This window comes from Streptomyces hazeniae (assembly GCF_031845485.1).
GTDB lineage: Bacteria > Actinomycetota > Actinomycetes > Streptomycetales > Streptomycetaceae > Streptomyces > Streptomyces hazeniae.
On record NZ_JAVREQ010000001.1, the window covers coordinates 117,320 to 138,062 of the forward strand.

At 72.1% G+C, this 20,743-nt stretch carries 29 protein-coding genes, 1 tRNA gene and 1 pseudogene; 4 read left to right on the plus strand and 27 right to left on the minus strand.

Features of this window, described 5'->3' with window-relative positions; genetic code table 11:
- Window positions 1-29: 29 nt before the first annotated feature.
- The 14 genes and pseudogenes from RM572_RS00690 to RM572_RS00755 all read right to left on the minus strand — a co-directional run bounded on the left by RM572_RS00690 (window position 30) and on the right by RM572_RS00755 (window position 8,965).
- A complete protein-coding gene (locus RM572_RS00690) occupies window positions 30-446 on the minus strand; it encodes a hypothetical protein (protein ID WP_311671298.1) in 417 nt (138 codons plus the stop codon).
- A 171-nt stretch (window positions 447-617) separates the two neighbouring features.
- Window positions 618-815 carry a hypothetical protein gene (locus RM572_RS00695; RefSeq protein ID WP_311671833.1) on the minus strand — a complete coding sequence of 66 codons (198 nt, stop codon included), beginning with the start codon at window positions 813-815 and terminating at the stop codon, window positions 618-620.
- A gap of 744 nt (window positions 816-1,559) precedes the next feature.
- A pseudogene (locus RM572_RS00700) lies at window positions 1,560-2,072 on the minus strand (DNA cytosine methyltransferase); the annotation flags it as partial.
- Between the two features lie 98 nt (window positions 2,073-2,170).
- On the minus strand, window positions 2,171-2,779 hold the full coding sequence (locus tag RM572_RS00705) for a hypothetical protein (protein WP_311671299.1): 609 nt from the start codon (window positions 2,777-2,779) through the stop codon (window positions 2,171-2,173).
- Between the two features lie 284 nt (window positions 2,780-3,063).
- Entirely contained in the window at window positions 3,064-3,831 is a 768-nt protein-coding gene (locus RM572_RS00710; RefSeq protein WP_311671300.1) for a hypothetical protein, read from the minus strand.
- Complete coding sequence (locus tag RM572_RS00715) at window positions 3,828-4,118, minus strand: hypothetical protein (RefSeq protein WP_311671301.1); 291 nt, start codon at window positions 4,116-4,118, stop codon at window positions 3,828-3,830. Before RM572_RS00715 ends, RM572_RS00710 begins: the two co-directional genes overlap by 4 nt.
- Window positions 4,112-4,312, minus strand: a complete 201-nt coding sequence (locus RM572_RS00720; protein ID WP_311671302.1) for a hypothetical protein — start codon at window positions 4,310-4,312, stop codon at window positions 4,112-4,114. The genes RM572_RS00715 and RM572_RS00720 overlap by 7 nt, the downstream gene beginning before the upstream one ends.
- On the minus strand, window positions 4,309-4,815 hold the full coding sequence (locus RM572_RS00725) for a DUF7352 domain-containing protein (RefSeq protein ID WP_311671303.1): 507 nt from the start codon (window positions 4,813-4,815) through the stop codon (window positions 4,309-4,311). The genes RM572_RS00720 and RM572_RS00725 overlap by 4 nt, the downstream gene beginning before the upstream one ends.
- A gap of 21 nt (window positions 4,816-4,836) precedes the next feature.
- On the minus strand, window positions 4,837-5,439 hold the full coding sequence (locus tag RM572_RS00730) for a hypothetical protein (protein ID WP_311671304.1): 603 nt from the start codon (window positions 5,437-5,439) through the stop codon (window positions 4,837-4,839).
- The gene (locus RM572_RS00735) at window positions 5,436-5,714 is read right to left on the minus strand and encodes a hypothetical protein (protein WP_311671305.1); all 279 of its coding nucleotides are present in this window, start codon (window positions 5,712-5,714) and stop codon (window positions 5,436-5,438) included. The genes RM572_RS00730 and RM572_RS00735 overlap by 4 nt, the downstream gene beginning before the upstream one ends.
- Window positions 5,715-6,030: 316 nt before the next feature.
- Window positions 6,031-6,831, minus strand: coding sequence for a hypothetical protein (locus RM572_RS00740; RefSeq protein ID WP_311671306.1), 801 nt, complete (start codon window positions 6,829-6,831; stop codon window positions 6,031-6,033).
- Between the two features lie 65 nt (window positions 6,832-6,896).
- Window positions 6,897-8,339 carry a glycosyltransferase family 2 protein gene (locus RM572_RS00745; RefSeq protein ID WP_311671307.1) on the minus strand — a complete coding sequence of 481 codons (1,443 nt, stop codon included), beginning with the start codon at window positions 8,337-8,339 and terminating at the stop codon, window positions 6,897-6,899.
- The gene (locus tag RM572_RS00750; protein ID WP_311671308.1) at window positions 8,336-8,575 is read right to left on the minus strand and encodes a hypothetical protein; all 240 of its coding nucleotides are present in this window, start codon (window positions 8,573-8,575) and stop codon (window positions 8,336-8,338) included. Before RM572_RS00750 ends, RM572_RS00745 begins: the two co-directional genes overlap by 4 nt.
- A 99-nt stretch (window positions 8,576-8,674) precedes the next feature.
- Window positions 8,675-8,965 (minus strand): hypothetical protein, encoded by a 291-nt coding sequence (locus RM572_RS00755; RefSeq protein WP_311671309.1) that lies wholly within the window; start codon window positions 8,963-8,965, stop codon window positions 8,675-8,677.
- A 114-nt stretch (window positions 8,966-9,079) separates the two neighbouring features.
- On the opposite strand from RM572_RS00755, the gene RM572_RS00760 reads away from it, so the two are divergent.
- Window positions 9,080-9,301: a helix-turn-helix transcriptional regulator gene (locus tag RM572_RS00760; RefSeq protein WP_311671310.1), complete on the plus strand. Its 222-nt coding sequence runs from the start codon at window positions 9,080-9,082 to the stop codon at window positions 9,299-9,301.
- 35 nt (window positions 9,302-9,336) lie between these two features.
- On the opposite strand, the gene ssb is transcribed toward RM572_RS00760, so the two are convergent.
- The 12 genes from ssb to RM572_RS00820 all read right to left on the minus strand — a co-directional run bounded on the left by ssb (window position 9,337) and on the right by RM572_RS00820 (window position 17,375).
- Window positions 9,337-9,819, minus strand: coding sequence for a single-stranded DNA-binding protein (gene ssb, locus RM572_RS00765; RefSeq protein WP_311671311.1), 483 nt, complete (start codon window positions 9,817-9,819; stop codon window positions 9,337-9,339).
- 4 nt (window positions 9,820-9,823) lie between these two features.
- Window positions 9,824-10,165, minus strand: a complete 342-nt coding sequence (locus tag RM572_RS00770) for a zinc finger domain-containing protein (protein ID WP_311671312.1) — start codon at window positions 10,163-10,165, stop codon at window positions 9,824-9,826.
- A gap of 118 nt (window positions 10,166-10,283) precedes the next feature.
- The gene (locus RM572_RS00775; RefSeq protein WP_311671313.1) at window positions 10,284-11,681 is read right to left on the minus strand and encodes a helix-turn-helix domain-containing protein; all 1,398 of its coding nucleotides are present in this window, start codon (window positions 11,679-11,681) and stop codon (window positions 10,284-10,286) included.
- A gap of 198 nt (window positions 11,682-11,879) precedes the next feature.
- Window positions 11,880-12,206, minus strand: a complete 327-nt coding sequence (locus RM572_RS00780; protein WP_311671314.1) for a WhiB family transcriptional regulator — start codon at window positions 12,204-12,206, stop codon at window positions 11,880-11,882.
- On the minus strand, window positions 12,203-12,787 hold the full coding sequence (locus tag RM572_RS00785; protein WP_311671315.1) for a hypothetical protein: 585 nt from the start codon (window positions 12,785-12,787) through the stop codon (window positions 12,203-12,205). The genes RM572_RS00780 and RM572_RS00785 overlap by 4 nt, the downstream gene beginning before the upstream one ends.
- Window positions 12,784-13,092, minus strand: coding sequence for a hypothetical protein (locus RM572_RS00790; protein WP_311671316.1), 309 nt, complete (start codon window positions 13,090-13,092; stop codon window positions 12,784-12,786). Before RM572_RS00790 ends, RM572_RS00785 begins: the two co-directional genes overlap by 4 nt.
- Before the next feature lie 108 nt (window positions 13,093-13,200).
- Complete coding sequence (locus tag RM572_RS00795; RefSeq protein WP_311671317.1) at window positions 13,201-14,682, minus strand: AAA family ATPase; 1,482 nt, start codon at window positions 14,680-14,682, stop codon at window positions 13,201-13,203.
- Window positions 14,682-15,341, minus strand: coding sequence for a hypothetical protein (locus RM572_RS00800; protein ID WP_311671318.1), 660 nt, complete (start codon window positions 15,339-15,341; stop codon window positions 14,682-14,684). Before RM572_RS00800 ends, RM572_RS00795 begins: the two co-directional genes overlap by 1 nt.
- Complete coding sequence (locus RM572_RS00805; protein ID WP_311671319.1) at window positions 15,338-16,099, minus strand: BN159_2729 family protein; 762 nt, start codon at window positions 16,097-16,099, stop codon at window positions 15,338-15,340. The genes RM572_RS00800 and RM572_RS00805 overlap by 4 nt, the downstream gene beginning before the upstream one ends.
- Entirely contained in the window at window positions 16,096-16,707 is a 612-nt protein-coding gene (locus RM572_RS00810; RefSeq protein WP_311671802.1) for an RNA polymerase sigma factor, read from the minus strand. Before RM572_RS00810 ends, RM572_RS00805 begins: the two co-directional genes overlap by 4 nt.
- A 45-nt stretch (window positions 16,708-16,752) precedes the next feature.
- Entirely contained in the window at window positions 16,753-17,055 is a 303-nt protein-coding gene (locus RM572_RS00815) for a hypothetical protein (protein WP_311671320.1), read from the minus strand.
- The gene (locus tag RM572_RS00820) at window positions 17,052-17,375 is read right to left on the minus strand and encodes a helix-turn-helix domain-containing protein (RefSeq protein ID WP_311671321.1); all 324 of its coding nucleotides are present in this window, start codon (window positions 17,373-17,375) and stop codon (window positions 17,052-17,054) included. Before RM572_RS00820 ends, RM572_RS00815 begins: the two co-directional genes overlap by 4 nt.
- A gap of 180 nt (window positions 17,376-17,555) precedes the next feature.
- Here RM572_RS00820 and RM572_RS00825 point away from each other — a divergent pair, with 180 nt between their 5' ends.
- From RM572_RS00825 to RM572_RS00835, 3 genes are all read left to right on the plus strand, one after another.
- Window positions 17,556-18,029: a helix-turn-helix domain-containing protein gene (locus RM572_RS00825; protein WP_311671322.1), complete on the plus strand. Its 474-nt coding sequence runs from the start codon at window positions 17,556-17,558 to the stop codon at window positions 18,027-18,029.
- A gap of 86 nt (window positions 18,030-18,115) precedes the next feature.
- Window positions 18,116-18,949, plus strand: coding sequence for a hypothetical protein (locus RM572_RS00830; RefSeq protein ID WP_311671323.1), 834 nt, complete (start codon window positions 18,116-18,118; stop codon window positions 18,947-18,949).
- Window positions 18,946-20,466 (plus strand): site-specific integrase, encoded by a 1,521-nt coding sequence (locus RM572_RS00835; RefSeq protein WP_311671324.1) that lies wholly within the window; start codon window positions 18,946-18,948, stop codon window positions 20,464-20,466. The genes RM572_RS00830 and RM572_RS00835 overlap by 4 nt, the downstream gene beginning before the upstream one ends.
- 111 nt (window positions 20,467-20,577) lie before the next feature.
- Here the strand turns inward: RM572_RS00835 and RM572_RS00840 are convergent.
- A tRNA-Val gene (locus RM572_RS00840) sits at window positions 20,578-20,649 on the minus strand.
- Window positions 20,650-20,743 lie beyond the last annotated feature (94 nt).

A 20,743-nucleotide genomic window follows, 5' to 3' on the forward strand; every position in this document is an offset into this window, starting at 1 on the left:
GGGTGTCCTGTCGTGTGGGGCGGTGACGGTCAGGCGTTGGTGATACCGAGGGCGTTCATGGCGGCGTGGTAGGCGGCCTTGCGGGTGCGGGCTCCGGTGACCAGGGGCACCTCGCCCTGGCGGGTGGCGTTAGTGACCCACCACTCGGGGCGCTGGCCGCGCTCGGCGTAGTTCTCGACGTGGTAGTCGCAGCCGCCGTAGGTGAAGACCCAGCGGGTGATGCCGCCGCCGTAGGGCTGCATGCGGGGGGCGGGGGCTTCCTTGTCGAGGACGGTGAGCTGGTCGTGGGTATTGAGGGCGGTGTTTCCGTTGTCGTACTCGACGGTGTAGGTGAGGGTGCCGTCGCCAGCGATGGTGTGGCTGCGGACGACTCCTTCGATGTTGCCTCGGCTGTGGCAGTTGACTGCGGTGTCGTTGGCGATGGGCTGCATGGCGTTCTCCGTCATAACGTTGTTTCTTTGATATTTACTAAGTTACGGGGTTGCGAGCGGCCCGTCAACGACCCGCGTGCCGGCCTCGTCGCCGGACGCCGACAACGTACCGCCGGGCACGGACAGCCGCCCCGCACGAGGAGCGCGCGGGGCGGCGACGCCCGGCGAGGGTGACCGGCCAGAGGGTCAGGCGGCGAGGACGTGGGCCAGCTGCTCGCGGAGCTCCGGATGGAGCTGTTCCCACAGCCGCGGGAGGAGGAGTAGCAGGGCGGCGCTGGCCTGCTGGGGGACGACGCCGTTGCCGAGGGCTTTGAGCTGGGCGGCGCGGGAGAGGCCGGGTACGCCGGTGACGTGACCGGCGGGGAGGCCCATCATCCACTCCACGAACTCCGGGCTCAGTCGACCTCGATCATCAGTTGGCCGGGGCACCCGTCGTCCGAAGACTTCTTCCCAGCGGTGGACGGCTTCGGTGTAGGCGCCCCACAACGGTTCGCCGCCGAGGCCAGAGTCAGGGCTCCCGTCCCGTACTTCTGGTTTGGGCTTCCTTTGGTCCCGTCGCTGGCCCTCGGGGTGGGGAGGAGTACCGCGGCGTCGCTCAGCGTCGTCCCGGAGTGGTGCCGGCTGCCCGGCGTCCTCGTGGCCGTCGCGTTGCGGCTGTTGCGGGAGTCCGCGACGGTCGGCGTTGGGAGCAGCGCCGGCGCCAGGGTCTCCAGGGAGGGCCGTACGGTCGCGCCGGTCGTCGGGGACTGGTTGTTCCCGTACCGGGCTGCCGTCGGGGTGGGCAGCAGCAGGCCCTTCTCGACCTCGTCCGCGAGGGTCGGGCCGTGTCCGCCCTGCTTCCTCTTGTCCGGGTGCTGGGTGCCGCCGTTGACTCCGAGGTTGCTGGTCGGTGTCTTGAAGAGGCGGGCGACGTTCGGGAGTCCGTCCTCGAATCCCTTCCCCTTGGCGTCCCGGGCTCTGGGGGTGGGCAGGGTCGCGATCCTCGCGCGGAGTGTGTCGTTGCGGTTGCCGTCCGGCGCGCCCGGCCCGTTCCATTCCCTCGTCGTCGGTGTCGGCAGCAGGACGGGGGCAGGCGAGGATGAACTCCCGGAACCTCTCGTGGCAGCCGCCGACGTCGAACGCGCGGAGACCCGTCCATTCCGCATCGAACCCGAGGTCGGCCAGGTCTCCGAGTACAGCTCCGAGTGCCCGCAGAGGAGGGACACGCTCGGGGTCTCCCATGCACCCCGGGCAGTGTTCCAGGTCAGTGTGGGCCGGGGAGGAGAGGATGCCGCGGACATTCTCGATCACCACCAGTCGGGGTTGGAGGACGCTGATCGCTCGTGCGACGTGGGCCCACAGGCCGGAGCGGGTGCCCTCCGCGAGGCCGGCTCGTTTCCCGGCGAGGCTGAGGTCCTGGCAGGGGAAGCCTGCGGTGAGTACGTCGATGGGTTCAACGCAGTGCCAGTCGACTCGTGTGATGTCGCCGTGGTTGGGGATTTCGGGCCAGTGGTGGGCGAGGATGCGGGCGGCGTTCTGGTGTTTGTCGTCGGGGTCGTACTGGCAGTGCCAGAGGACCTGGCCGCCGATGGCTTCCTGGACGGCCATGTCGAGGCCGCCGTATCCGGTGCACAGTGAGCCGATTCGCAGGTCGGCGGGCATGCCTTCACCTCCTGGGCGGCGCGTGGGGCCGCCTCTTGCAGGGGCGGCGGGGCCCGGCGCTGATGCGCGCGGGCCCGCCGCGTGGGTGGGGGTGGGGCTCAGAAGCTCAGGATTTCCGCGAGGAGGTCGGCGCCGGATACGGCGCTGTCGTCTCCGTCGAGGCGTGCGATGGCGTCGCGGACGGCCTGGGCTCGGGTGGTGCGGCGGGAGGCGAGCGGCTGGTGGATGCCGCCGGTCTCGTTGTGGACGTCCCAGAGCTCGGGGGCTCCGGGGTTTCGGGAGGCGACGCAGTACCTGTCGCCGTGGGTGAAGCCGTAGGCCCCGCGGAAGTCGCGGCAGAAGCGGGGCAGTGGGGTCTTGGCGGTCGCCCTGGTCGCCTTGGGCGTGCGGGCCTTGGCGACGTTCGGGCGGGGGGTGGGCTCTGCGGGGGCCGCGATGATCACGGGGGTGTCGGCGGGCATCGCGTCGCAGCAGTCGTAGGGGTAGCCGGTGGTGAGGACCACCACGTCACCGGCCTTGTCCTCGTCGGTGAGGGCGTCGTGGCCGGGGCAGCCGCAGTCGGGGTCGTTGGGGACGGGGGCGGCGGTGTACGGGTCGGCATTGAGGTCGTCGCACGTGGTGCCGCCGGGAGTGGTGATGACGGTGCCGAGCACCGTGTCACCGGCCTTGACCTGGTGGGCCGGGATGGTGCGGGTGTTGGCGGTCATGGTGTCCCCTTCCGAACTTTGCCTCGTTGACATTGATTACGTTAGGGGCGGCTCCTCGACTTTGTCAATGTGAGCGACACGATGTGTCGTGGCGGGCCAGCCTTCCTCCTCGGCTGCCGTCCCGCGCGGGCACCGCCGCCCGCACCGCGGGCACTGCCCGGCGGGGACGGCGGGTGGTGCGGGCGGGGGTGGAGCTGGCGGCGGCGCGGCCACGCGCACCGGGGCTGGCCCCTTGAGTCGCTGGCCCAGGCCCGGCTGCGGACGCAGGTCGCGCAGGCGGCCGATCACCGCTCGCCCCCTCCTCGGGCGAGGCGGGCGCGTGCCTGTCGCAGCTCCTCGACCTGGCCGTCGTGGTCCAAGAGGAAGCAGCGGTGCGCGCGTTGGCCGTCGGCCATGGCACGGGCGGCGACATCGAGGCGCTTCTCCAGCGGGGCCCGATTCCACAGCCAGATCCATTGCGCTGGGGTGCACACGGCCGCCTCGTCGTGTTGGGGTTCCTCGCCTGCCTGGAGGGCGTCCAGGCGGGCGGAGAGCTCCGCGACGGTGGCGGCCACGGTCCTTACGGCGTCGGTGACCTCGGCCCGGAGGAGGGGCAGGAGGGCGTCGGCGAGGTCGTACTCCGTCGGGGCGCCGTAGTTGCCGATCTGCCCGCCGAGTGGACCGGCCGGGGGCGATGGGGTGTTGCGGAGTCGGTCGCGGATGGCTGCCGCGACAGCCTCCCGCTTGGCCGCGGTCCACTCTTCGGCCGCCTCGCACACCTCTGTCCCCACGGCTCCGGCCGGCTGCTGCTCCTCGTCGCCGGTCGCCGTGTCGAATGGGCGGATGTGGCACCAGGATTCGCAGCCGTCGACGCGGGACCGCTTGCAGTGCCAGCAGCGGTGCGGACAGTCGTAGGAGACGGTGCAGGTGCACTGCCCGGCAGTGCCGGGGCAGGTGGCCTGCGCGGGGTCGTTGGTGATCCGGTCGGCGGCCGGTACCTCGTGGGGTGGGCGGCGGCAGCAGGGCATGAGGCCGAAGCCGGGGCCGGGCGACTGGTGCACGATCGTGGTCATCGCGTGGGCTCCTCGGAGTTATCGGGGACGGCGGGCACGGTGATGGCGGGGCTGCGCGGGGTGGGCGGGTCGTGGCGGTGGCGCCAGATGTGGACGGTGGCGGCCGGGCGTACGAGGGCATGGACGGCGAGGAGGACGGCCTGGCGGGGCCGGGCGCGGGTCCACTTCTTGCGGAAGGTGAGTTGTCTCCAGACCCAGGTGTCGAGCCGGTCCAGGGGCCGGAGACGGCCGAGGAGGTAGCCGGTCGCGAGGGCGGCGAGGACCGCGGCCGCGGCGGGGGTCAGCACGGGCCGTCTCCTTCCGCGTCGAGGAGGGCCAGGGCGTGGACGAGGAGGGCGCGGCACAGGGTGTGTTCACGCGCGACCGGCGGGGCGGCCTGGTCGACTCGGGTGACGGCTCCGGCGTCGCTGTGGACGTAGAGGAGCGCGGGGGCTTCCTCGGGGCGGGGGTGGACGGTGAGGGTGGCGGGCGGCTCGTTCACGGTCGGGCTCCTGCGGTGTTCTCGGCCCAGGAGCCGTCGGCCCAGTCCTTGGGGCCGAGGTGACCGGCCTTCCAGGTGCCGTCGGTGAAGCGGAGCCAGCCGAGTGCTTGGCGTTCGCCGGTGGCCGGGTGGGTGGTGATGGCGTCGCAGCGGAAGCGGATCAAGTGCGGCCCGTAGGTGTGGCCGGGCTGGAAGAAGTCGGCTGGGCCGGCCATCGGGGCTTCGGGGGTGCGGGTCTCCATGAGGTGCCAGACGAGGTGGCCAGCGGCGGCCAGGGCGGTGCCGCGGTGCTCGGCGTGCTCGGGGGCCGGGTGGCCGGTGCCGAACACGCGGAAGTGGCGGGCCGGGAGGTCTGGCCGGTGCCAGGCCCAGAACTCCACGACGCGGGGGTCTCGGCATGCGGTGTGGAGTGGGGTGGCGCATCCGGTGATCTGGTGCCACTCGTCGTCGACCGGCACCTCGTACCGGTAGATGGCGGGCGGTTGCTGGTCTGGCTGGTTCACGGCGGGGGTCTCCTCCGGTGGTCAGGGGCGGGGGGCGGGCGTGAGGGCGTGGTCGGGCCAGGTGGCTTTGGTGATGGCGGCGCGGTGGGCCTTGGGCATGGTGGTGAGGGGGTGTCCGAGCCAGTCGCGGCCGGCGGCCATGAGGACCACGGCGTCGGCGGCGTTGTCGTCGCCGCCGGTGATCCAGGCCGGCCAGCGGCGGGCGACGGCGTCGACCACGGCGCTCTTGGAGGCGGCGCCCTTGCCGGTGGCGTAGAGCATGCGCTGGTTGGTGGAGACGAGGGCGACGGGGATCTCTTGGTCGGTGAGGTGTGCGTACAGCTCCCACCAGAGCCAGGCCCGTTCGTGGCTGCCGCCGCCGGAGCGGGACGGTGCGGGGGTTTCCAGGACGGCGAGGTCGGGGCGGCCGATGTGGTGGAGGACGTCGTCCCGCACGAGGCGCATGGCCGCGAGACGGGCGGGGTGGGGCATCTTGGTGAGGGGGTTCTTCTTGTCGGTGTGGCCGGTGACGTTGCACCAGCCGCGGGAGGAGGCGAGGCCTGTTGCGGTGAGGGAGGAGTCGACGCCGACGACGGTCGGGCCGTGCTGCAGCTCGGCCGGGGCGGCGGGGGCGGTGGGGGTCACTGGTCGTCCTCGAGGGGGAGTTGTTCGGGCGGGGTCTGGTAGGTGTCGAGCGGGCGGAGTGTGCGGATGGGCTTGGCGTTCCAGGTGCGTCGGCGGCGTGGCTTCGCGGTGGCTGGGCGGGCGTTGTCGGTGAAGTAGCCGGCGGGGATGGGGAGTCCCTGGGCGCGTGCGCGGGCGATGAGCCGGTCGCGGCGTTTGCGGCGGCACTTCGGGCCGAGGCCGTCCGGTGAGGGCCGTTTGAGGAGCCGTTTGCACATCCGGCACGTGGCGGTCATGGCGGTCCGCTCCTCCCGGCCGGGTGGGTGGTGTGGTGCCAGGCGGCGGCCGTGGCGAGGGTGAACGTCCAGTGGAATGCGGCGACGGCGTGGGCGGTGTGGAGCCAGTCGGCGGTGCACAGGAGGCCAGTCGTCGGGGTACCGGTGCCGGTTCTCGGGCCGTACGGGCACGGTGGTCACCTCCTCCCGTGGCGGGGAGGGGCGGGTGGTGCGTGGCCGGTGGTGGCCGTAACGAGATTGGCGAGGAGGACCACGAGGGCGAGGGCGGCGAGGACTGCGGCCCAGTGCCGGGGTCGGGAGCGCCAGGGGTTGCCGGTCATGCGGGCTCGCCCTCCCATGCGGCCAGCTGCTCGGCGAGGTCGCTGTTCTCGTTGGTGAGTTCCTGGATGCGGCCGTGGAGTTCGGCGGTTTCGCCGGTGACGGCTCGGCGGGCGGCGGTGTGGAGTTCGGGGAGGACGGCGGCCAGGACGTTCCGGTAGAGGCGGCGGGTTTCCGTGGCGGACAGGCACGGGAGGGGGCAGCCGACTTCTTGGACGACGGTCTCCACGAGGCCGCCGGGGAGGTGTTCGGTCACGGGGCTGGTCACCGGGGCTCCTTGGGGTCGATGAGGTCGGCGGCGGCGTCGCGGCCAGCGCGCCATGCCCTCGGCGGGGCCGACCGGGCGCGGTGTGCTCGCCGGGCACTGGCAACCGGTACAGGCGGGGCAGTCGTCGAGGTTGCAGGCGCCGCAGCGTTGGCAGGCGTCTTCGGCGGCGCGCTCCGGCCCCCGGCCGGTGCTGCTGTGGCCGGCCATCCAGCCGGGCGGGGGCGTCGGGGCTTCGCGGAGGCCGGGCCACTCCAGGCGCTCCCCCGTGGTGTCCTCCGGCCGGGAGGGCGGCGGGTCGGCGGGGAGCTCAGCGAGGAAGTACCGGTTCGGCAGCTCCTCGGGCGTGCACTGCGCGGCGTCGGTGAACGGGGAGGCGCCGGTGAGGAAGGCGCGGCGGGAGGACCAGAGCGGGGTCTCGACCCACACGTGGGCTTCCTCGGTGTCTTCGCAGTCCAGGCGTCCGCCGAACTCGACGGCGATGACGGAGATGACGGTCAGTTTCATTCGGGACTCGGCAGGTGGTTTGCGCATCGGTGTGGCTCCTCGGGGCGAGGGGCCGGGCCGCGCGGTGGAGGGGCGGCCCGGCCCGGCGGTGGTCAGCGGGTGCGGAGGGGCTGCGCGACCTGGAGGGTGGTTTCGCTGTCGGGGTCGCGGAGCTTGACCAGCGGCACGGTGTCCTCGTGGCGCGGGGAGGGGATCGCGAGGGTGGGCCGTTCGTCCTCGTTGGCCGGCGTCGTCGGCCGCACGGGGGCGGCCAGGGGCTCCCCGGTGGTGTGGCCGGTGTCTTCGGCGCCGGCGGTGCGCGTGCCCCAGCCGTTGTCCCGGAGGGTGGCGAGGGAGTAGAGGCGCAGCGGGAGGAGGAGGCTGAGGTTGAGGAGGGCGTACAGCGGCGCGCAGGCGAACGTGGCCCACCGGTCCCCGAGGGGGACGCTGGCGGCGCCGCGGAGGTAGTGCACGGAGCGCAGCCAGGACATGACGCACACGTAGGCGGCGTACGCGCCGAGGATCGCCGGGCCGGCGGGGTGGGTGACCAGCAGGACGAGGGCGGCGATGAGGGCGGTGGTGAACACGCCCCACATGGCGAGTTCGAGGAGGTTGAGCCACCAGAAGGCGCGGCGTGCGTGGCGGAACTGGGCGGCGAGGAGGACGCCCTCGCGGATGAAGCTTTTGCCCCATCGGATCTGCTGCCGGACGTAGTGGCCGAGGCTTTTGGGGACGTCGGTGCGGGCGACGGCGCGGGGGTTGATGAGGGACTGGCCCTCGATCAGGCAGTAGTACGTCAGACGCCGGTCGTCCCCGAACGTCGCGGGTCGGCCGAGGAACCGTTGGCCGAGGAAGTCCGGGAGGTGCTTGCGGACGACCCAGCCGCGGTAGACGACGAGGGAGCCGCAGGCGCAGAGGACGGAGCCGAGCCGGCCGTACGCGACGCGCTCTCCGAGGAAGGCGTTGACGTACCGCATGTCGATCAACCTCGTGAGCAGGTTGACGGCGCGGTTGTGGGCGAGGACGAGGCCGGTCACGCAGTGGACGCGGCGGCGGGAGAAGGGCCGTACGGCCTCCTCGAGGGCGGCCGGTTCCAGCACGGTGTCGGAGTCGACGCACACGTAGAGGTCGGCTGTCCAGTGCTTGCGGAAGCCGGTGGCCAGGCCCTCGCGCTTCCCGCGATTCTGGGGGTGGCGCACGTAGTGAAGTTCAACGCCGGCCCAGCGGTAGGCGGAGGCGAGCTCTCGGCAGACGTGGGCGGCGTCGTGGTTGGGGGTGCCGTCCCGATTGCCTGATGCGTCGTCCACGACGGTGACGGAGAGGGGCGGGCGGGTCTGGTCGAGGAAGGATTTCAGGCAGCGGCGCAGCATGGCCAGGGGCTCGTTGTGGGCGGTGACGATCGCGTGGAGCGTCAGGTCCTCGTCGCGTTCCCGAAACTCCGGCCCGGCCGTGCGCCGCTGGCGATGTGGGAGGGGGATGGAGAGGAGCAGCTTGATGAGGAGGACGGCGCCGACGGCGATGCCGTAGGGGCCGATGGTGGCGAGCGCGCCGTTCACTGCCCACCCCCGACGGTGCGGGACTCGGTGTCGAGGTGGCTGGTGAGCTCGTGGTGGTGGGCGTCGAGGAGTCCGCCGGCGAGGACGGTGATCTGCCGCTGGAGCTGGTTGATTCGCTGCTCGGCGCTGACGTTGTCGCGGAGGTGTTCCTTCGCGCGGTCCTGGAGGGCTTCGCGGTAGTGGTCGCGTTCCTGCTCGGCGGCGTGGAGGCGTGCGGTGGTGGTGAGTCCGAACACGAGGGCTGGCTCCCTGGCGGAGGGGGCCGGGTCCCCAAGTGGGCCCCTGGCGTCCGGTGGTCTGCGGTTGCGGTGCGGTTGTGCTGCGGGTGCGGCGTGTTACTCGGGGATGGCGTCGGCGTAGTCGCCGTAGCCCGGTTCGGCGGCCGGGTCGGGGACGGTGGGCCGCTTGGTGCCGCACACCTCGAACCAGGCGTCGACGTCGGCGGGCGGCATGCCGGTCTCCGGCTCCTGGTCGACGCTGGCGGCCATGGCGGTTGCGGCGGCCTGGGCGAGGGTCGCGTACGCGGTGGCGAGTTGGGCGTCCACGAGGGCGCAGGCGGGGTCGTTGATGCTCTGGGCCCGGCGGGCGAGGCGTTCGGCCTCGCGGTAGTGGGCGGGTCCGTTCACGGGTGCGTCCTTCCGGTGGTGTCGGTGGGTCGCGGTGGACCCACACAGGGTGAATAGTAGCTCGCATACGATTCAAAAGTAGTTCAGCTAGAGGAGTTCGCTACGGTTGACGGCATGGGCCTCCCCGACCTCACCGGCTGCGTCTCCTCCGACGAGGCGGCGAAGCTGCTGCAGATCGACCGTCAGTCGCTCTACAACCTCGCCTCGTCGCGGGCGGGGTTCCCGCGGCCGGTGAAGGTCGGGCGTACGTCGTTGTGGCAGCGTGCGGAGCTGGAGGCGTGGCTTGTTGAGCATCCGCCGCGGCCGAAGTCGCGGCACCGGCCGCGCGCGGAGTAGTCGGCGGTGGGGCATGCGGCCGTGGTGGCGGGCCATCAGAACGGGGGCTCGTCGCTGTAGCCGCCGGGGCCGGTGGCCCACGGGTCCTCCGGCGGCGGCTGGCCGCCGGTGTTCCAGCCGTTCCCGGCCTGCCCGCCGCCGGTGGAGGTGTCGGTCTTGCGGGGGTTCTTCTCCACCCGGGCGGAGGCGTACGCGAGGTTCGGGCCGATGGCCCTGATGTTCAGCGCGGTCGCTTGGCGCTTGTCGCCGTCCTGCTCCCAGGACTCGGTACGGAGTTCGCCGGCGACGTGGACCTCCATGCCCTTGCTGAGGGTGCCGGCGACGTTCTCCGCGAGCTGCCGCCAGGCGGTGCCGCGGATCCAGAACACGTCGCCGTCTTCCCACTCCTGCGTCTGCGGGTTGCGCTTGCGGGAGTTGAAGACGAGGCGGACGGCGGCGACCGCGACACCGGATGGGGTGAAGCGGAGTTCGGGGTCGTCCACGAGGCGGGCGACGCCGTGAATGCTGGGCAGGGCCATCGGGTCATGTCTCCTGTTCGTCTGTGAGGTCCAGCTGCTCCCCGAGGGCGTGGACGCGCGGGGTGCGGGCGGAGGGCTGGGTACGGACGGCCTCGGCGTCCCGCTCGGGGTGGGGTTCGGGCAGGGGGCGGCGGTTGGTGTCGGCGCACGGGGTGCCGGGCGTGACCTGGCAGGCCGGGCAGACGGCCACGGAGATGACCCAGGCGTTGCGGCGGGCCTGGTGGGTCATGTCGCGGCGGGGGCCGCGGCGCCGTACGGCGCAGGGCTCCCCGGGCGTGGCGTGGCACCAGGGGCAGGAGACCGCGACCTGGGGGAAGCGCAGCGGCGGGGGCTGCCGGGTGCTCACCGGGCTGTCTCCTCGGCCTGCCCGGCGGGGGCGGGCTCCGGGTGGTGGTTCACGTCTCCTCCTCCGGGTGAGGTTCGTGGTGGGTTCAACGCCATAGCGGCGGGACTGTTGGGCGGTGTCAGGCGGTGTCGTGCTCCCGCTCCTCGTCGTCGGGCGGGGTGCACGTGGAGTGGACGGTCTGGCCGGGGCGGAGCAGCGGGCGGGCGCAGTCGGGGCACCAGCCGTACGGCGGGGGCTCCTCGTCGTCGGGGCGGCCGTCGATGGCGGTGAGGAGTGGCGGCTGCACGCTGCCCGCGGCCGACCGCGGCGGCGTCGCGTTGCGTCGGCCCCTGGGAGCGGGAACCAGCGTCAGCGGCGCCACGGGCGCGACCGGCTCCTCGGGGGCGGCCCCGCTCGCGCGCTGCTCCTCGAGGGCGGCCGCCTCCGCAGCGGCGGTCTCCTCGCGGTACGCGGTCCGACGGCGCTCGGCCTCCTCCCGCTCGGCCTGCTCGCGGCGGTCCGCTGCGGCGGCGCGCTGGTCCTCCCGCCACCGCTCACACGTACGGCAAGCGGCACCGGTGTCCAGGTCGGTGCCGTCGTCACACCGCGGGCTGGTGCAGTGGTTCGCCAGCAGCGCGGCGACCACGCCGAGGGGGCGGCCGATCGGTTCGTCGGCGTAGCGCTGGTGCCAGCGGTCGGTGGCACGCTCGATCAGTCGGGCGACGGTGAGGCCGCGCTCCACCTCGGTGCGGACGATCTCGGCCACGTACGGCGGGAGTCGGCGGATGCCCACGGCCTCGATCGCCTCGCGGAGCGGCTGGGGCAGGCCGGCGAGGACGTGGCCCGCTACCGGGCTCCCGCTCGGCGGGCGGCTGCTGGGGGGTGCGGAGTTCTCGTCGGCCGCGGCGAAGCCGCCTCCACCGGTCCCCCTACTACCGGTAGGGGGCCTACGGCCGTGAGGGGGTGTTTCGGTTCCTGGTGGCTCCCATGGGGGTTCTTTGGTGGTTAGGGGGGTTCTGGCGCCGTTACGTACGTCGTCAGAGTGCGTTACGTAACGCTCTTCGAGGCCGTTACGTACGTCGTCGGAAGCCGTTACGGGGGGCTCGACGGGCTCGGGGGTAACGGCGTCAGAGTGCGTTACGTCCTCGGACGGCGTTACGGCCTTGGCACGGTGCCGCCGGACGCGCTCGGCGCCGGTGGCACGCTGGGCGTCCCGCTTGGCGATCAGGTCCTCCCAGTCGGAGGTCGGCCGGAGCTTGTGCAGGTGGAGTTGGTAGCGGGTGCAGCCGTACACCGTGCCGGTGGGCGTGATGAGCCCGCCGTCCTCCAACCGGCGGAGCGCCTTCTGCACGGTGCGCTCCTCGTAGCCAGTGCGGTGCTGGAGCTTGGCCACGGACGGGAAGGCGTTGCTGCCGTCCTCGTGGGCGAACTCCGCGAGGGCCTGGAGGACGTGGCGGGCGGTGGAGTCGTTCTTGCCCTTGGCTGTGCGCAGCATGGGCGCCTCGTCCATGGCCCAGGTCACTGCGTCAGTGCTCACGCGTCTCTTCTCTCTGTGCCGTGGGGGTGGTGGCGTCAGCGGCCCGCTGTGCGGTTCAGCCGCGGAGGTCGGCGCGCGTGCGTGAGCTGGAAGCCACCGACGAGGCGGCCGGCTGACACCGCGGCCGGGCGCGCGACGGGCCGGGAGCACCCCGAGGGGGGTGTTCCCGGCCCGCACCATGTGGTGGTGGATGGCATCTCAGGCGCCGCCCGCCGCGGCCTTCTCTGCCTCACGGGCGGCCCGTTCGGCGTTGACGCGGCGCCGGTACAGCGCCCACCGCTCCGCTCCCGACAGGCCACCCCAGATCCCGGCGCGCATGTTGTGCGGCAGGCAGCCCTCCGCGGCCATGGCCGCCTCCAGGCACTCCCGCAGCACCGGGCACGTGAGACAGATCCGCCGTCCCTCGTTCAACAGGGCTTGCGCCTCGCCGCCGCTGGCGCGGTCCGCGAACCAGAACGAGGAGTCATGGCCGTTGCACGCGGCCTCGTAGTGCCAGGCCGGCACCTGCAGCTCATCGAGGTTCACGCGACCACCCGCCCACCGGCGGCCGAGGCGGTCTTGCACGCCTGGCAGTAGGCACGCCAGTCCGGGCCGAGCCGGCCGTGCACGAGCTGGTCGTGCCCGCGCCCGCACACCGCCGGCCTGCGGGGCATGCCCGTCACGGCCCGGCCGTCGGCGCGGGCCTGCTGGACGCCGGCGCTGTCGCGCTGGTGGTGTCCGGTGACACACCACCGGTGCTCGCACCCGGCGGTGACGCGCCCTTTGGGCCACCATCCGTGCTCGAGGAACCAGGCGACGCGGCGCACCGTGTGGTGGCGCCCCTGGTGCTTGAGGACGGGGGTGCCGTCCTCGGTGCGGTGCCCCGTCCACAGCACGTGCCCGCCCGGCAGGCTCGTGGTTCCGGCGGTGAACACCTCCCCGAGTGACCGCGGCCGAGGCCTCGGGCGGGGAGCGGGCGGGTAGCCGAGGTCGCGGCGCAGGCGGCCGACGGTGCTGCGGTCCATGTGCAGCCGGGAGGCGATCTCGGTGTTCGTGCACCCGGCGTTGAAGAGGCGGATCACGTCGTCCTGCTTGTGGTGCAGGCGCGGGAGCGGGCGGCCGGTCACGGCTTCCACCACCCGGCCGGCCGGAGCTCCGCAAGGGCGGTGCCGTAGTGGGCGCAGAGCCCTTCGCAGTACCAGCGGGCAGGCTCCCGGCTGGTCTTGAGGTGGACGCGGACGAGGCCGTCCGGTGCGCGGCCGCCCTTGGCGGGGGCGACGGTGCCGCACTTCTCGACGGTGCAGGCGCCGGGGCGCTCCACGTCGCGGGGCGGCGCCGGCGGCCGGTCGGCGGTGTTGTTCCACAGCTTCGGCGGGTCCAGCCGCAGGCCGCTGGTTCTCTTACTGCTGCTGGTCTTCTCGGTGGTGGCCATGCAGGGGCCTCCCGTTCGTGTGCGAAGTACGGGGAAAGAGGAGGGCGGGGGCGGGGGCCCGGCCGGAGGGGGTTAGGGGCGGCCGGGCCCCCGCCAGTCACAGGGCGGTCAGTGGGCGCCGGCGGCCGTGGCCGCGGCGGCGGCCCACGCGCGGTCGTCGTAGCTGGAGCCGGGCGGCGGCTCGGGGTGCTCGGCCCTCACAGCGGTCACCTGGTCGCCCAGCTCCCCGCCGTCGCGCACCGCGTCGTCGGCGAGGTGGTGGAGCATTTCCTCCATCTGCTCCCGGCCGTTCGGCGCGCCCACGTAGGTGTGCAGGAACTCCAGGCACCTGGTGGCGTCGTGAGCGGTGAGCGCATCCGGGGACTGGACCGGCCGGCCGACGATGAGCGAGGCCGCGTTGAGTTTGGCGTCCGGTGTCTTCTGGCCGAGCCGGTGGAAGAGGTCGCTGACCTCCTTCATCTGCTCCGGGGTGATGGGGCCGGATGCGCGGCGGTCCAGCTCCTCCGCTGCGGCGGCCTCGACCTCGGGGTGCCCGGAGCCGAGGGCTGCGTGCAACTCCCCGTCCGTTGCCGGGGCATCCTCGCCCTCGTCCTGCTGCTGGGCCTCCTGGCCGTTGGGGGCCTGCTCCGCCGGGCGGGCCGGCGCCTCGCCCTGGCCGGCGGGAGCCTGGCCCTGCTGCTGTGTTGGCTGCTTCGGCTGCTCGGCCTCCTTGAGCGCCGTGCCGTGTTCCCGGATCAGCTCCTCCAGCGGGCGCACCTCTCCCGTCACCGGGTGTACCGCCTCGGCGGCGAGGAGGTTCCGCGCCTTCGCGCGGGTGTGCAACGCGAGGGCGCCGTGATACGTCTGCCCCTCCGCGTACAGCTCCTCAAGGAACGCGTCCACGGGGTTCACGCCCTGGCCGAGCTGTTCCAGGATGACCGCGGCCACCTCCTCGCCCGGGTGGTGCTCGACCATGCCGTCCAGCGGCGTGTACCGGGTCTTGGTGACGGTGCCGGTCCCCTCCACGAGATCCATCACCACGTCGACCTCGTACTCCGTGCCCTCACGCTGCACGGCCTTGATGCCGACCTTCTTCACCTTGGTGCCCTCGATCACGTAGTCGCCGCGGGTGCGCATCGTGACGATGAGGTGGCCACGGAAGTTGAGGAGGGCGTCGAGCATGTCCTGTTCGATCGGGTTGGCCTCGCGCCAGGCGCCGAAGGAGCCGCCGGAGCCGGGCCGTTGACCGGCCTGGTCCACGATCTCCAGCAGCCCGCCGCGGCCGTTCCAGAAGTGCGACCAGGTGTCCACGATCAGCACCGCGACACCCGCGGTCTCCGCGACCCGTACGGCCTTGATGAGGTTCCGCGGGTCGTGGTTGTCCATGGGGAGGTGCAGGAACTCGTGGGCTTCGATGTCCGGACGGCCCGGCACCGGCGCGTACTTGAGCGCGGAGCGCCGCTCGGTGTCCACCAGGCCGATCGGCCCGCCGGCGGCGAGGCCTTCGGCCAGCCGCAGCGCGGTCTTCGTTTTCCCCGACCCCGCAGGCCCTTGGAGGGCGATGCGGGCCATGGCGGACTCCCGCGTCGCCGGGGCGAAAGCGAACTCCATCAGTTGGTGCTCCCGTTCTGGTGTCCGCCGCGCTGCCCCGGAACGTGGGGAGCGGCGTGGTCGTGCCGGTCGTGCTGGTAGTCGGGGTGTGCCGGGTGCGCGGGCGTGCCGAGGGCGGCGGCGAAGAGGTCGCTCACGCCCTGGCCGACGAGGTCGATGCGCACTCCGTCGCGGTGGCCGGTGGCCTTCGCGGAGCGGCCGAAGTGCGTGACGCCGCCCGCGCGGGTGCGGTCCAGCCACCACCGCCACCCGTGCAGCGACGAGGGCTCCACGACGAGGCCGACGACGTCCGGGGCGGTGGCCTCCAGGCGGCGCACGTCCGGCTGTCGCTCCAGGTCGGCCACGAGCTGGCATGCGGGGCTGTCCTCGTCCGGCTTGACCACCTGGGGCGGCTCTGGCCGGTACGGGCGCGGGGCCTGGGTGAGGGGGTCGATCAGGTCCGCGACGTTGAATGCCGCGGCCTTCTGCCGCCGGAACGTGCGCGCCGTCGTGGAGGACTGGCCGGGAACGACGCGGTAGGCGTCTTCGGCGTAGGCGCGCTGACGGCCGGCGAGTTCGTGGGCGACCTCGTCGTCCCGCAGCGCGATGAGGCGGTGGGCCTCCTCGGCCGTCAGGGGCCGTCCGGTGAGTGCGGTGAACAGGTCCGAGTACGCGGTCATGCCTGCCCACCCCCGACCGTGGCGTCGGCGGCCGGGAAGCTGTCGCCCTCGTCCTCACCGCGCGCCGGGGCCGGGGCGGGCTGCGTCTCCTCGACGGCGGGTGCCTCGTCGACCGGCGGCGCGGGCGGGCTGGAGGGCTCGAAGTCTTCCAGGCTCACGGGCTCCGGCTCGTGCCGACGGGTGGCGGCGTCGAGGAGGTCCGGCACGCCGTGGCCGATCAGCCGCACCGGCACGTCCTCCAGGTGACCGACCACCCGCATCGCGTACCGGAGGTTCCGCGCGCCGAGCCGGTCACCGGCCACGTACTGGACCCACGTCTCGAAGTCCGCGAGAGCGGTGATGTTGAGCGTGACGACCACGGTGTCCTGCGCGGACTGAATCCCCATCACCTCCGGCCGGTCCTTGCAGCCGGCTCGGAGGCGGGCGGCGATGGTCGCCGCGGCCTGGCACTTGTGCACCCACAGCGCGGCCTCCCGCTCCAGAGCCGCGGGCATCTCCGGCGCCCCGGCGGGCGGCGCCGGAGCAGCGGCCGAGGCGCCGCCGTCGCTGGTGGCCCACCTGCCGCCCTCGTCCCGCTGGAGGACAGGGCCGTAGGACCGCTCGGGGTCGGTGAGCATCCCGGCCTCGTCCAGGTCCCGCGCGATGTTCGCGGAGATGACGTCCAGGTCCACCCGGCGCACCACGCCGTCCAGGTGGCGGTGGAGGTTGAGCCGCACGAGCATGTCGGCGTGCTTGATGTTCGCGTTAAGCGTGGTCATGCTGCGACCTCCATCAAGTCCGTGGTGCGCAGCGAGCCGAGGGCCCGGTGCCGCATGGTCTTCATCGCCCCGGTGGAGGGCAGGCCCATCGCGTGGGCGACCTGGGCGCAGGTCAGGCCGGCCCAGATCTGGAGGAGCAGCACCCGCCGGTGGTCCTCGGACAGGGCGGCCAGGGCGGTGTGCACCTGCTCCCGGGTGATCGCGGCGAGGACCGCGCCCTCGGTGCTGGTGGTGATGGCCCCGACGGGGGTGCAGTCCTCCGCGAACGTCTCGCCGGGGGTGAACTCCAGGACCTCCCGGCGCGTGCGGGCGGCCTTGTAGTGGTCCGCGACGAGGGTGCGGGCGATGGTGATGAGCCACCCGATGAACGGCGTGCCCTGCCAGGTGAAGGTGTGGACATTGCGCCAGGCCTTGGCGTACACCTCGCTGGTCAGGTCCTCCGCGAGGTGCGGGTCGCGCACCCGGTGGGTGATGTAGCGCTGCACTTCGCCGCGTGTCTCGTTGAACAGGGCAGCGAACGCTTCGGGATCGCGCCGGCGGGCGCGGGCGACGAGCTCGGGCTCCTCGCCCGCCTTCCTGCGGCTGGTGGTTCTGCGGCTAGCCTTCATGGCCACGGCCGCCTCCTTCTGTGATGGGTTAGGTGGGTGGTCGCTTCACAGGGCCGTTCCGGGATGGCAGTCCCGGGACGGCCCGCCCTGCTGTTGGGCAGGGGCCGGTGCCTCGGTGGCCCGCAGGGGGGCCAGGCCGAGGAAGGCGTGGAGGTCGACGGTGCGGGCCATGCGCCGGCGGCCGAGGGTGAACACCTCGATCGGCAGGCGGCCCTCCGCCGCAAGCTGGTAGGCGGTGGACTCTGCGAGGCCGAGGGCCCTGCCGACCTCGGGCCACAGCGGCACGACGGCGGGCAGGGCGAGGATTTCCGCGATGGTGAGCGGGCTCCGTCCGGTCGCGGCGGTCATACGGCGCCCGCCTCGACCGGCACCACGGACGCCACGGGCGGCGCTGCTGCCGGGGCCGGCTCGGCGGCAGGTGTGGGGGTGAGGGTGCGCTTGGCCTCCAGGACGACGAGCGGGCAGTTCAGCGCCTCCGCGAGCCTGAGCAGCACCCGCGGGGTGGCATTGCGCCAGCCGGATTCGATCTCGCCCATGAGTTGCGGGGAGATCCCGCACTGCTCAGCGAGGGCCCGCTTGGTCAGCCCGGCCTTCTCTCGCGCGTAGGTGACCGCCTCGGGCTCCTGGTTGAGCGGCCGCCTGGGCCGCCTTCGACGTGGGGCTGTCATAGGTCGAAATTAGCGCGTAGTTGCGCGTAGTTCAACCACTACGCGCTAGTTACGCGCGAAGTCGTGACGGATGCGCGCCTCCTACGCGCGCCCTACGCGCCACCTACGCGCTCACTCACGAGAGGGATGGCCGGATCCGACACTGGTAACTTGCGCGTAGTTATGCGAAGCTCTGGGGCCATGACTAGGAGCACGCGACCCCAGCCCCCGCCCGAGGGCGCGCTCCTCAAGGACGCCCTCAAACGCGCGGGGCTCTCCGCACGAAAAGCCGCCCGGCTCGCCGGCCTCTCCGAGGCCCGGTGGCGGCAGATCACCAGCGGCTACCAGACCGTCAGTGGTCAGCAGATCCCCGTCCACGCCCCGCCGGACACCCTCGCCCGCATGGCACACGTCACCGGGCTCACCGCCGAACAGCTCGAACGTTGCGACCGCGCCGACGCCGCCGAGGAACTGCGCAAACTCACCACCACACCCCGACCACCGGACCCCACCGCCACCGGCGAACCGTCCGACCCGCGCCTGCGGGCACTGTTCGCTATCTGGGAGACCCTCACCCCCGCCGAACAGGAGCAAGTCCTGCGGGATGAGCTGCGCCGACGAGGCCACCAGATCACCCCCGGTGACGGAGAGACGGGACACCAAGACGTCGGGTAGTCACAAAAGTGTCACAAGTGGCGCACATCTCTTTCACGGAGCGTTCAACGGCCGTAACCGTTTCCCAGCAAGAAGGGACGGTTTACATGACTCACCTGTTCTGCGCGGTCATCACGCTCGCCCTGGGCGTGGTGGCCGCTTTCGTCCTCAAGGTCAACCGCCGCAGCAAGGAGAACGAGCGGCAGCTCAACAACTTGCGCTACGACATCGTTCTCAAGCTCCACCAGCCGGGCCACAAGCCCGTCCCGCCGTCCCCCCACACCAAGAACCACCTGACGCTGATCCCCGGCGGGCTCGCCGCAATAGGCACCGCCCTGGCCGCCGCCGCCCACTGGGCCAACGAGATGTACCGGGCGCAGCGGCCGACCGCCCTCGCCACCGCGGCCACCACCACGCTCACCACCGCCGCCGCCGTCGCGACGCTCTCCATCGCTCCTCTCCAGCCGAAAGAGGCCCCGCCGTCCGACCTGCCGCCCGCGCCGACCGCGCCCGACACCGAGCCGGAGGCCGACGAACACGCTCTCCCCGACACAGCACCCGTCGGCGCCGCCCCCAAGACCACCGGAGAGCGCCCGGCCACCGACAAGGACAAGAAGAAAGAGCCAGCCCCCAGCGCCACGCCCACGCCCACCCCGGAACCGACGACCGCACCGGCACCCGCTGCCGGGCCGGCCACCACCGGGCAGTCCGGGGCGAGCACGGCCCCCTCGAATGACAAGCACCGCGACAGCCCCCGCCCCGACCTCCCGCGCCCCGAGGAGAAGGCCGACGACTCCCACGGGCCCAGCGACACCTCGCAGACCGACGCGCGCCCCGGCCGGTCCGGCAAGCGAGGGCGCGGCCTCGGCGGGAACCCGCCCGGCCACGACAGCCACCCCGAGCGCCCAGGCAAGGGCACGGAACGACGAGGAAAAGCGTGAAGGGATCCACCTACCGCCGCTGCTACTGCCGCGACGAGGACGGCAAACCGCTCGGCAAGAAGTGCCCACAGCTCACCAACCGGCGCCACGGCACCTACGCCCTCCGGCAAGAACTCCCACCACGGAAAGACGGGACCCGCCGCTCCTTCTCCCGCGCCGGCTACACCACAGCAAAAGAGGCCCAGGAAGACCTGGACACGGTCCGCGCCCTGCTCGCGCTCCCTGACGGCGACGACGCCGACGGACAAGTCCGCATCGGCGACCTGCTCGAACACGTCTCCCGTGACCGGAAAGCACCCCTCCCTGATCTGAACCAAGTCAAACTCCGGTTTCTCTCCGGCCAGTCCCTGACCTCGCACACGACTGTCGGGGAATGGCTGGATGAGTGGCTCGCTTCACGGCGCGGGCGACGAACGGGCATCAGCCGGGACGAGATCAACATCCGTAAACACCTGAGGCCCCGCATCGGGCCCGTGAGACTGGACCGGCTCCGGGTATCGCACCTCGTCGAGATGTTCGACTCCATCGCGGACGACAACGAGACGATCGTCGTGGAGAACCAGAACCGTCGCGAACAGGTGGCGAAGTGCAAGTGGGGGAAGCCCGGCGTTCCGCCCGTATCCGAGCGTGGGCGGTTGGCAGCGGAACGAGCGAAGCTGGCTGAGATGCCCCCCTTCCGGCACACCGTCGGCCCCGGCACCCGTCAGCGCATCCGCTCCACCTTGCGGGCCGCTTTGAACGATGCGATCGCACAGCAGCGCTTCGGAATTACCTTCAACCCGGCCGCTCACGTAGAGATGGACTCCGGCAAACGGCCGAAGGGCGTGCTGTGGACAGAGGAACACGTCGAACGCTGGCAGAAGACCGGCGAAAAGCCCTCGGCCGTCATGGTCTGGACACCGACACAGATGGGCCGTTTCCTTGAGCACGCAATGGACGACCGGCTGTACGCGCTGTTCCACCTGATCACCTTCCGCGGTCTACGACGCGGCGAAGCCATCGGACAACGGTGGACGGACATCGACTTGGACGCCGGTCTGCTGACCGTGGCCAAGCAAATCGTGCAAGACGGTTGGACGGTGTACGAGGACGACCCGAAGACAGATTCAGGTGCGCGCACGATCGCCCTCGACAGCCGCACAGAAATGGTTCTGCGGGAACACCGGGCACGGCAGTTGAAAGAGAGGATGGCGGCGGGCGCCGCCTGGACGGACACAGGCCGCATCTTCACGCAGGAGGACGGCAACTGGCTGCGTCCATCGAAGGTGACCGACCACTTCATGGAGATGGTCGAGGAGATCGGCCTTCCACCTGTGAGGCTGCACGATCTTCGCCACGGCGCGGCGACGATCGCGCACGCTGGCGGCGGAGACATCCACTACATCAAGGAGCTGCTGGGGCACTCCTCGATCGCGATCACCTCGGACACCTACGCCCACCTCCTACCGCAGGTCGATCGAGCAGTCGCTGAGGCCGCCGCCAAGCTGGTGCCACTCCCCCGCAGCAGTACGAGCTGACACGCCCGTTCACGCATCGCTCACGCAAGAGGCCTCGGACGCTTGGTCCGAGGCCTCTTGCGACGAGGCGGCAGGAGACTGCCACGCTGGTCAAGGCTGTTTCTCTGGCTGTGGGCGCAACAGGGATCGAACCTGTGACATCTGCCTTGTAAGGGCAGCGCTCTACCGCTGAGCTATGCGCCCGAGCTGGGGTGAGGGAACAGAGTACCCTGCCGCCGCAGACCGGGGGCAACCGCGGGCCGTGTGTTCCGGGGAGGCGGGTGGGAGAATGACCGGG